This is a genomic window from Actinomycetospora lutea (genome assembly GCF_028737205.1).
Taxonomy (GTDB): Bacteria; Actinomycetota; Actinomycetes; order Mycobacteriales; family Pseudonocardiaceae; genus Actinomycetospora; species Actinomycetospora lutea.
The window spans coordinates 157,940-167,596 of the sequence record NZ_JAQZAL010000014.1 but is presented as its reverse complement, the minus strand read 5'-3'; the positions used below and the strand labels follow the sequence as shown (position 1 = coordinate 167,596).

Below are 9,657 nucleotides of genomic sequence, written 5' to 3'. Positions count from 1 at the left end.
CCACGGCCAGCATGCTCGCCGACATCACGCTCAAGATTCAGGAGACACGCCCTAGTGGGTTATCCCCGAGAGGGAGACGCTGAAGAGCACACAAACCTGAGCGGAGGCCGCTCGTGGACGCCCAGACACCGCGAACCATCCTCCTTGCTGGCACGCTCGGCGCCTCCGAGATGGCGAGTATCGCTAACTACTGCGACCAGCTCCACCGCGGCGGCCAGACCGAGCTGCACCTGAACATGAGTGCCGTGACGGACTGCCGCCGTGCCGGCCTTGCCGGGCTGGAGGCCTTGGCCGCTGGGTCTTCCGCCATGGCGGTTTCCATTGGGGGCGCGCGCTGGGGCCAGTTCACGGCTCTGCTCAGCACGGCACCCATGCTCGATCTTCAGGACTTGTGCGACTCCGTCCACGCGCTGGTTCATGGCGAAGCCCCGTCCGGGGTGGGCTCAGGCCCGGGCCCGCCGCCTAGCGGGGGCATGACCGCGTGATCGGACCCCTGGGTCCAACGGCGACGCAACGTCGCGGACCGTGTCGAGCCGGCTCGCGACGGAGGACGGGCCGGGCACAACCGACTCGGCACTCGGCGGTGTTGCCGTGCGAACAACGAGGGCAGACTTGTCCGCACCCGTAGACCCTGGAGGTTCGGGAGCGGATAGGCGCCGGGGCTCGGGGCGGGACGAGGGGGCCCCGGCGCTGGCCAACCCGGCTGGCAGGTTCGTCCCTGCAGATGCGACTTGACGGCGGCGCCGACTCGAGCCGTGTTCAGGACGTGGATCGCACAGGGCCCCGGACCGGGCCCACCGGTGATACCAAAGGTGTCCCGACAATCCCGCGTCGTGAATCACCGGGTTCGGGAGTCGTTCGGGCTGTAGCGTGCGCCCGTGGTGGCGTGGCCGTGGGACGGTTCGTGGGACGAACGGGAGGCCACAGGAGACTTGTGTAGGCTCCCGGCGCGACCCCCCGCCACCCTGAAGACCAGGCAGAACGCCTGCGGGCACCGGGTCGCCCGGCCTCCGGGGGCGGGCGCGCAGGTTCGAATTCTGCCGGGGGCACGCGGTGATGTCTCAGGACATCCGGACGCCCGGACCCACGGTGTGTGGGTTCGGGCGTTCGTCGTTTCGGGGTTGTCGGTCGTCCGGGCTGGTGGTCGCGCATCAGGTCGATCTCGAGCTCGCCGAGGAGTCCGCCGATGGCGGCGCGGATCGGTCGTACCGTGGACGGTGTGTCCGCCGCGAGGTCGTGCCGGCCGTGCTCGCAGGGGTCGCGGCCCTGGCAGGTAGCACTGTGCGGCACTCGGGCACGGCTGCACGGCGACGACCCGGCCGCTCAGCTCGTCCGCTTCGTCACGGTGGGCGTGATCAGTTCTGCGGTCTATTTCGGTGCGTTCCTGCTGCTGCGGCCACTCGGTAGCCAGCCGGCCAACCTGATCGGCGCTGTCGCCTCGTCGGTTCTCGCCAACGAGCTCCACCGGCGACTCACCTTCCACGCCGGCGGGAGGATCAGCTGGTGGACGGCGCAATGGGAGGGCGGCGGGCTGGCCGTGGCCGGCCTGGTGGCCACCGCCACCGCCCTGGCCGTGTTCGATCCCGTGGTGAGCGACGCCTGGTGGGCGCAGGTGCTGCTCATCGGCGCGGTGACCGGCACGGTCGGTCTGGCGCGATTCTTCTTCCTGCGGCTCTGGGTGTTCTCCAGCCACACACGCCGGCCCGTACCCACGGCCTGAGCCGGAACCGGGAGCGGATACCTCGCGGCAGTGGTCGGAAACCACCACGGCCTGTGCCGCGCACGCGTTCGGGAGGACATTCTCCGGCATCGCGGCCGATGCCGACGACATTCCGAGAGACAGGGCACGAGCTCCGACCACCGGACGGAACGGATTCCGCGAGTCGGGATCGATGACCCGGCGGGCTGCTCGATCCCGAACTGCTCACCGGGACACCGACCGGACGAGTCCTCCGTGTGCTCGAAGACCCACAGTTCGGCCGTCTCCGTTCATGCCACGATTTCTCTCGCGGAGTGCCGAGGCGTGTCGGTACCGTCGAGCGATGGCCGCAGGCGCCGAGGCGGGGACCGGGATGAATCGGGCGACGGTCGCGCACCTGGCCCGCCTCGCGAGGCTCGCGCTGACCGACGAAGAGCTCGACCGCTACGTCCCGCAGATCGAGGCCGTCATGGCCATGGTCGGGACGGTCGGCGAGATCCCCGAGGACGTGCCGTCCACGGCACGACCCGCCGCCCTGGTCAACGTCACGCGACCCGACGTCGTCCTCCCCTGCCTGGCTCGGGACGAGGCGCTCCGCGCCGCGCCGTCGGTCGACGACGGGTACTTCCGCGTACCGCCCTCGGCGCTGTGATGCGTCGTCCGCGCGGCCGCCGACCGGCGTCAGCGCACCGTGCCCGGGCGATCGTGCTGGGCGGTGAGGCGGGCGATCAGATGATTCCCTTCCGTATTCACCGTCGGTATCCGCGGTGTCGCCTTCCGCACGATGCATGGATCGTGGCGTTGCGGGCACGCATCGTGAACATGTGAACGGTTCTTGACCCGACGTGGTGAAGGTCCTCAGGGCATCGAGCCGAGAGCGGTCGGCGATCCGTCCGCTCTTGTCCTCCATGTCACCTGGAAGGCCGCTTTTCGGGCATACTCTCGACGACAAGCCTGCTCCCCGTCGACGAGAGGAGCAACGATGGCCCGCACGTCGACCGCGCCTGTTCATTCAGGCGGCCTTCTGGCTTCTCAAGCCCCACACTGAGTCACGAGACGCGCTTGCTGCCTCTCTTCTGCCGCGGCGGTGACGCCCGGAAGCATTGTCGTAGGCCAGGTGTCCGCTCGGTACTGCGGGTGACATCCATTCGTTCGTCCGACCCGGTGGCGGTCGGACGTCCTCGTGCCGGCTCTCGCGCCCGGCATGTCGCACGTCGTCCGGAACGAATCGGACGTCGATTCCATCGAGCTCGAGAGCTCACCCGCCATGCCGTCCGCAGCCCGGGCCGCGTGGTCGGTTCCCGATCCATCCCAGGAGATGTTCGTGTCCCTCATCACCGATTCACGGGAAAGCACGACCGTCCGGCCCTTCCGCATCGCGACGCCGGAAGAGGATCTCACCGACCTGCGCCGCCGCCTCGCCCACACGCGCCTGCCGTCTCGCGAGCTCGTCGAAGACCGCTCGCAGGGTGTGCAGTCGGCAGCGATCCAGGAGATCGCCCGGTACTGGGCGTCCGACCACGACTGGCGCGCGTGCGAGGCCAGGCTGAATGCGCTCCCGCAGTTCAGCACCACGATCGACGGTGTCGACATCCACTTCATCCACGTGCCGTCGTCGCACCAGGACGCCCTGCCCCTGATCATGACGCACGGCTGGCCCGGCTCGGTGGTCGAGCTCCTGGACACCATCGGTCCACTGACCGACCCGGTCGCCCACGGAGGCCGCCCCGAGGACGCGTTCCACCTGGTGCTGCCGTCCCTTCCGGGCTACGGCTACTCGGCGTCCCCCACCGAGCTCGGCTGGGATTCCGGCCGGATCGCCCGAGCATGGGCGGAGCTGATGGCCCGCCTCGGCTACACCCGCTACGTCGCGCAAGGAGGCGACGTGGGCGCCGACGTCACGGACGCGATGGGCCGGCAGGGCCCCGAGGGACTGCTCGGCATCCACGTCAACCTGCTCGCGGGTGCTCTCGGCCTCAAGGACCAGCTACCGAACGACACCGACCAGGAGCGCGCCGCGCATGTCGCGGTCACCACGTTCACGACCGACGGCTTCGGCTACTTCCTCGAACAGTCCACCCGGCCGCAGACCATCGGCTACGCCCTGCTCGACTCGCCTGTCGCCCTCGCGGCCTGGATGCTCGACCACGACACGGACAGCTACGAGAAGATCCGGCGCGCATTCGTCGACGGCGCCCCCGTCGGCAACCTCACCCGCGACACCGTCCTCGACAACATCACCCTGTACTGGCTCACGGGTACCGGCGCCTCGGCCGCCCGGTGGTACTGGGAGTTCGGACGGTTCGTGGCCGGGGCGCAGGCATCTGGTCAGCCCCCGCCCGCGGTGTCGGTCCCGGTCGGCTTCACGACCTTCCCCGGCGAGCTGTGGGCCGCGCCGCGAAGCTGGGTCGACGCGGTGTATCCCGGCGTCGCCTACTTCAACGAGGTCGACCGCGGCGGGCACTTCGCCGCGTGGGAGGAGCCTGAGCTCTTCGCCCGGGAGGTCCGCGCCGCGTTCGCCGGCCTCCGCTGATCGTCCATTCCGCCGAGGGAGGGTCACCGCCGTGACGCAGCTCCCGGTGCCGGCAGCGGTCCCGCTCTCGTCCCCGGCCGGCCGATGGCTGGTCGTGGCCGCGGCCCTCGGGTCCGGCGTGGCGTTCCTCGACGGGTCCGTGGTCAATGTGGCGCTGCCGGCGATCGGCGACGATCTCGGGGGCGGGTTCTCCGTTCTGCAGTGGGTGCTCGACGGTTACCTGCTCACCCTCAGCGCACTGCTGCTGCTCGGCGGGGCCCTCGGAGATCGCTTCGGCCGCCGGCGGGTCTTCCTGCTGGGCCTCGTCGTCTTCACCGTGGCCTCGGTCGGATGCGGCCTGGCACCCGGCGGCGCCGCGCTGATCCTCGCGCGCCTCGCGCAGGGGATCGGGGGTGCGCTGCTGATCCCCGGGAGCCTGGCCCTCATCGACTCGGTCATCCGCAGCGACGACCGGGGTCGCGCGATCGGCACGTGGGCAGGGCTCAGCGGCGTCGCCGCCGCGCTGGGCCCCTTCCTGGGTGGCTGGCTGGTCGACGCGGCATCGTGGCGCTGGGTGTTCCTCATCAACGTCCCGATCGCCACCGCAGCGTTCTGGGTGACGGCACACCACGTCCCCGAGACCAAGGACCCCTCGGCACGAGGCAGGCTGGACGTCGCGGGCGCAGCCGCAGCCACCGTCGGGCTCGGTGGGATCGTCTACGGCCTCATCGAGGCGCCGGTGCACGGCTGGACCGCGCTCACCGTGGGCGCCACCGTCGGAGGGGCGCTCGCGCTCACCGCCTTCCCCGTGATCGAGCTGCGCTCCGCGAACCCCCTGATGCCGCTCGCGATGTTCCGCTCGGCCCAGTTCACCGGCGCGAACCTCGTGACCTTCACGGTGTACACCGCGCTCGGCGGCGCGCTGTTCCTGCTCGTCCTGCAGCTGCAGCAGGGTCTCGGGTACTCGGCCCTGGCCGCCGGGCTGGCGTTCCTCCCCTTCACCGTCATCATGCTGCTGCTCTCCAGCAAGGTGGGCGCGTGGGCGCAGCGGGTGGGCCCGCGGTGGCTGATGACCTTCGGCCCGGTCGTGGCCGGCGCAGGGCTGGTCCTGCTGATCGGGGTCGTCCCCGGCGCGGGCTACCTCGAAGCGGTGTTGCCTGCTGTCGTCGTCTTCGGGGTCGGGATGGCGTGCACCGTCGCGCCGCTGACATCCGCAGTGCTCGCGTCGGTGGCGCCCGAGCACGTCGGCGCAGCCTCCGGCGCGAACAACGCCATCTCCCGCGTCGCCAGCCTCCTCGCCGTGGCCGTCCTCCCGCTCGTCGTCGGCCTCGACACCAGCGGGTCCGGGCCCCTCGGACCCGGATTCTCCCGGGCGATGCTCATCTCGGCCGGGCTCTGCGTCCTCGGCGGCGCCGTCGCCGCCGTCACCATCGATCGGGGTGCCGCACTCACGCCGCACGTCCTGCCCGGACTGCACCAGGCCTGCCAGACGCCACCTCCGCCGCGCCCCACCCCGCCGACCGGCGCACCCACCGCAGAGGGTTCGCGGTGATCGCACCCGTGTCCTCCATCGGACCCGAACCACAGGAGCGTGAGGAAGATGGCATTCGTCTCCCGGGGATTCCTCGGGCGGTCCGGAACCCACCGGGGGACGGGGGAACTCCCCCCGGGCCAGTACGACGTCGGGGACGGCTTTCCCGTCCTGTCCGCCGGACCGACTCCGAGGACCGCGACCGAGGACTGGGACTTCACCATCGACGGCGAGGTCGCCGAGCGCGCGCGGTGGACCTGGCAGGAGTTCCGTTCGCTGCCCCGCGAGGACGTCGTCGTCGACATCCACTGCGTGACGAAGTGGTCGAAGTTCCGCACCGCATGGAGCGGGGTCTCCCTGGACACCCTGCTCGCCGCCGTCGACACGTCGGCCGAGTACGCCGTCGCCGTCAGCGACGGCGGATACACCACGAACCTCCCGCTCGAGGACCTCGTCGACGGCCGCGCGTGGATCGTCGACCGGTACGAGGGTGAGCCGCTGGCCGCAGAGCACGGCGGCCCCGCCCGCCTGCTGTGCCCGCACCTCTACTTCTGGAAGTCCGCGAAGTGGGTGCGTGGCCTCCGGCTGTCGAGCACGGACGAACCCGGCTTCTGGGAGACGCTGGGCTACCACGACTACGGTGACCCATGGCGCGAGCAGCGATACGCCGGCGACTGACGTGGCGGATCGCGACCGTCGCCACCATCACCCGCGAGTCCGACACCGCGCGGCGGCTGGCGCTCCGCATCGACGACTGGGACGGGCACCTACCCGGTCAGCACGTCGACGTGCGGCTGACCGCGCCGGACGGCTACCAGACCCAACGCAGCTACTCCATCGCCTCCGCGCCGGAGACCCCGACCGTGGACCTGGTGGTGCAACGGGTCCCCGGTGGGGAGGTCTCGCCCTACCTGGTCGACGAACTCCGGGTCGGCGACGAGCTCGAGCTGCGGGGACCCATCGGCGGCTACTTCGTGTGGCACCCCGACACGGACTCCCCGCTGCAGCTCGCGGCCGGTGGCTCCGGCGTCGCCCCGTTCCTGGCGGTGCTGGACCACCACGCCGCGATCCGGTCGTCGGTGCCTGTCCGGCTCCTGTACTCGGCACGATCTCTGGGCGACGTCATCGGCCGCGACCGACTGGACGGGCACGCCGGACGCGGTGTCTCCGTGACCATCGCCCTGACCCGGGAGCAGCCGCCCGGCTGGAGAGGCCTCCGGGGTCGGATGGACGCGGAGGCGATCCGGGAGCACACGACACCCGCCGACGCGCTCCCGAGGGTCCTGCTGTGTGGACCGACGTCGTTCGTCGAGGCCGTCGCCGACGGTCTCGTCGCGGAAGGCCACCCGACCACCGCCATCAAGATCGAGAGGTTCGGATGAAGCAGGAGCAGTCATGACCACGGAATCCCGACGCCTGGACGGCAACGCCGCGGCCGGGCGACTGGCCGACGTCTTCGTCTTCGACGCGACCGTGGTGCGGACCCGGTGCGGAACCTGCGGCACGAGCGCCCCGCTGGGGCACTACCACGTCTACGCCGATGGACCGGGCATGGTCGTCCGCTGTCCGACGTGCGAGAAGATGATCATGCGCCTCGCACAGACCCCGGGCCACACGTGGCTCGACATGGGCGGCGCAGCCACGCTCGACATCGGCGAGTGAGGTGAGCAGCCCGTCGAGGACACCCACGAGGGTCAGGCGAAGAGGTGCCCGCGGACGAGGCTGCCGTGGGCGGTGCGGGTGGCGACGACGGCCCAGGTCGCGAGCAGCAGCGCGTAGAGGCCGAGCGCGGCCCAGGCGAACGACGGCAGGTGCGTGCGCGCCGCCAGCGCGCTGGTGCCGGTGACGACGGTGCCCACGGGGAAGGTGAAGCTCCACCAGGTCAGCGAGAACGGCAGCCCGCGCCGCGCCGTGCGGATCGTGACCGCGGCGGCCAGGGCGAGCCAGATCATCGCGAAGCCCCACGTGGGGACGCCGTAGAGCAGGCCGAGCACCTGCGCGCCGGTCGCGTAGGGCTCGGGCAGTGTGCCGGCGGCCTGGGTGCCGAGCAGGTTGACCGCGGTCACCGACTGGCCCAGCGGTCCGAGCACGATCCACATCGTCGGCACCGCCGCGGCCGGGCCGGTGCCGTGCACGACGAGCTTGTTCCAGACCTGGGGCAGGATCGCCAGGGTCGCGAAGAGACTGATCCCGACCATCGCGTAGCAGGCCAGGATCAACGTGGTCCTGCCGGTACCGACGGCCATGTGCGGCAGCAGCAGGGCCCCGTCGGCCGCCGAGACCATCGGCGGCACCACCGGCATCAGCCAGCCACCGAACGCGGAGTCGGCGCCCACCTCGTGCTGAGTGATCATCCGGTAGGGAATCCAGACCGCGGTGACCAGCCCGATCGCGGTGCCGGCGCTCCAGAGCACCCAGCTGATCGTCACGGCCGCGGTCGTGCCGAGGACCGGCCCGCCGAGCAGCACCGACCCGGCGCCGACGGTCATGACGCCCATCGCGACCGCGCCCCAGGACTGGGCCATCACCGGGTTGCTCGCGTATCCGCGCGCGGTGTCGGTGTGACGCACCCAGTGCACCGCCCACGCGGTGGTCAGGGCGAGCAGCAGGACCGCCGCCAGGCCCCACACCACCGTGGCGAACACCCGCAGGCCGGGGAACCCGATCGGCAGGCTCGCCGCGGCACCACCGACGATGCCGGTGCCCATGATCGAGGAGAACCAGTTCGGCCCCAGGGCGGCGAACACGTCCCCGGGGCGGTCGAGATCGCGCAGCAGCCCCGCGCGGGCGAGCCGGTGCGGCGGGCGGACCTCGGGCCGGGCGGGGGTCGCCCCCGGGATGGTCGTCGGCGCCTGCGCCTCGCGCTCACCGGTCAGCGTCATGCGACCAGGCTGGCCGCGGACACCCCCGGTCCGGTAGGTGGCCGGACCTTGACAACTCATAAGCTGTGGTTGTGCCTCTGAGTCCGCGAGTGGTCGACCTCGGACCCTACGAGCTCCTGCTCTCGATCGCCGCCGAGGGCAGCATGGGGCGGGCCGCCGCGGTCCACGGCGTGAGCCAGGCCGCCGTGAGCGCACGCATCCGATCGCTGGAGGCCGCGCTCGGCCTCACCCTGCTCGAGCGCTCACCGCGCGGTACCCGGTTCACCCCGACCGGCGCGCTCGTGGCCGAATGGGTCCGCGCCGCGATCGCCGCGGCGGAGGCGCTGGACGCGGGCGTCGGCGCCCTGCGTGCCGAGCAGACGGGACGGCTGCCCGTGGCCGCGAGCCTCACGGTCGCCGAGTACCTCCTGCCGCACTGGTTGGTCGCCCTGCGCGACGAGCTGCCCGCGACGTCGGTCTCGCTGTCCACCCGGAACTCCGCCGACGTCGCCACCGACGTCCTGGCCGGCGACGCCGTGCTCGGCTTCGTCGAGGGCCCGACGATCCCCGACGACCTCGACGCCCAGGTCGTCGCCCGCGACGAGCTCGTCGTCGTCGTGGCACCCGACCACCCGTGGGCCGCGCGCCGGCGCGCCCTCGACGCGGCCCGGCTGGCCGAGACACCGCTGGTGGCGCGCGAACACGGGTCGGGCACGCGGGCCTTCCTCGAGGACTCGCTGGCCGTCCCGCTGGCGGCGCCCGCCCTCGAGCTCTCCTCCACCACGGCCATCAAGAACGCGACCGCGGCCGGGGTCGCGCCGGCCGTGCTCAGCTCCCTCGCGGTGGCCGGCGACCTCGCCGCCGGCACCCTCGCCCCGGTCCGGGTCGCCGGCCTCGACCTGCGCCGCGCCCTCCGGGCGGTGTGGCCCCGCGGGCGGCCCCTGACCGGCCCCGCCGCCCGGCTCCTGCGGATCGCGGCCGTGGCCGGGCGGTCGGCCGCCGGCGACCGGGACGGTCCGTGACGTCTCGGCGAGTCACCGAGCGGGCCCGCCGG

The 9,657-nt window shown here is 72.0% G+C and carries 10 protein-coding genes; 9 read left to right on the top strand and 1 reads right to left on the bottom strand.

Going from position 1 to position 9,657, the window contains the following annotated elements; genetic code table 11:
• Window positions 1-113 precede the first annotated feature (113 nt).
• The 8 genes from PHK61_RS17125 (at window position 114) to PHK61_RS17090 (ending at window position 7,404) form a co-directional block, all read left to right on the top strand.
• The gene (locus tag PHK61_RS17125; RefSeq protein ID WP_274282204.1) at window positions 114-485 is read left to right on the top strand and encodes a hypothetical protein; all 372 of its coding nucleotides are present in this window, start codon (window positions 114-116) and stop codon (window positions 483-485) included.
• Between the two features lie 701 nt (window positions 486-1,186).
• Entirely contained in the window at window positions 1,187-1,720 is a 534-nt protein-coding gene (locus PHK61_RS17120) for a GtrA family protein (protein ID WP_274282203.1), read from the top strand.
• A 322-nt stretch (window positions 1,721-2,042) separates the two neighbouring features.
• A complete protein-coding gene (gatC, locus tag PHK61_RS17115) occupies window positions 2,043-2,351 on the top strand; it encodes an Asp-tRNA(Asn)/Glu-tRNA(Gln) amidotransferase subunit GatC (protein ID WP_274282202.1) in 309 nt (102 codons plus the stop codon).
• A gap of 672 nt (window positions 2,352-3,023) precedes the next feature.
• Window positions 3,024-4,232 carry an epoxide hydrolase family protein gene (locus PHK61_RS17110; RefSeq protein WP_274282201.1) on the top strand — a complete coding sequence of 403 codons (1,209 nt, stop codon included), beginning with the start codon at window positions 3,024-3,026 and terminating at the stop codon, window positions 4,230-4,232.
• 31 nt (window positions 4,233-4,263) lie between these two features.
• A complete protein-coding gene (locus tag PHK61_RS17105) occupies window positions 4,264-5,763 on the top strand; it encodes a DHA2 family efflux MFS transporter permease subunit (protein ID WP_274282200.1) in 1,500 nt (499 codons plus the stop codon).
• A 48-nt stretch (window positions 5,764-5,811) separates the two neighbouring features.
• On the top strand, window positions 5,812-6,420 hold the full coding sequence (locus PHK61_RS17100) for a sulfite oxidase-like oxidoreductase (RefSeq protein WP_274282199.1): 609 nt from the start codon (window positions 5,812-5,814) through the stop codon (window positions 6,418-6,420).
• Window positions 6,390-7,124 carry a ferredoxin reductase gene (locus tag PHK61_RS17095; RefSeq protein WP_274282198.1) on the top strand — a complete coding sequence of 245 codons (735 nt, stop codon included), beginning with the start codon at window positions 6,390-6,392 and terminating at the stop codon, window positions 7,122-7,124. The genes PHK61_RS17100 and PHK61_RS17095 overlap by 31 nt, the downstream gene beginning before the upstream one ends.
• A gap of 13 nt (window positions 7,125-7,137) precedes the next feature.
• Complete coding sequence (locus tag PHK61_RS17090) at window positions 7,138-7,404, top strand: DUF6510 family protein (RefSeq protein ID WP_274282197.1); 267 nt, start codon at window positions 7,138-7,140, stop codon at window positions 7,402-7,404.
• Window positions 7,405-7,436: 32 nt separating this feature from the next.
• On the opposite strand, the gene PHK61_RS17085 is transcribed toward PHK61_RS17090, so the two are convergent.
• A complete protein-coding gene (locus PHK61_RS17085; protein WP_274282196.1) occupies window positions 7,437-8,624 on the bottom strand; it encodes a TDT family transporter in 1,188 nt (395 codons plus the stop codon).
• A gap of 89 nt (window positions 8,625-8,713) precedes the next feature.
• On the opposite strand from PHK61_RS17085, the gene PHK61_RS17080 reads away from it, so the two are divergent.
• On the top strand, window positions 8,714-9,625 hold the full coding sequence (locus PHK61_RS17080) for a LysR family transcriptional regulator (RefSeq protein WP_274282195.1): 912 nt from the start codon (window positions 8,714-8,716) through the stop codon (window positions 9,623-9,625).
• Window positions 9,626-9,657: the final 32 nt, after the last annotated feature.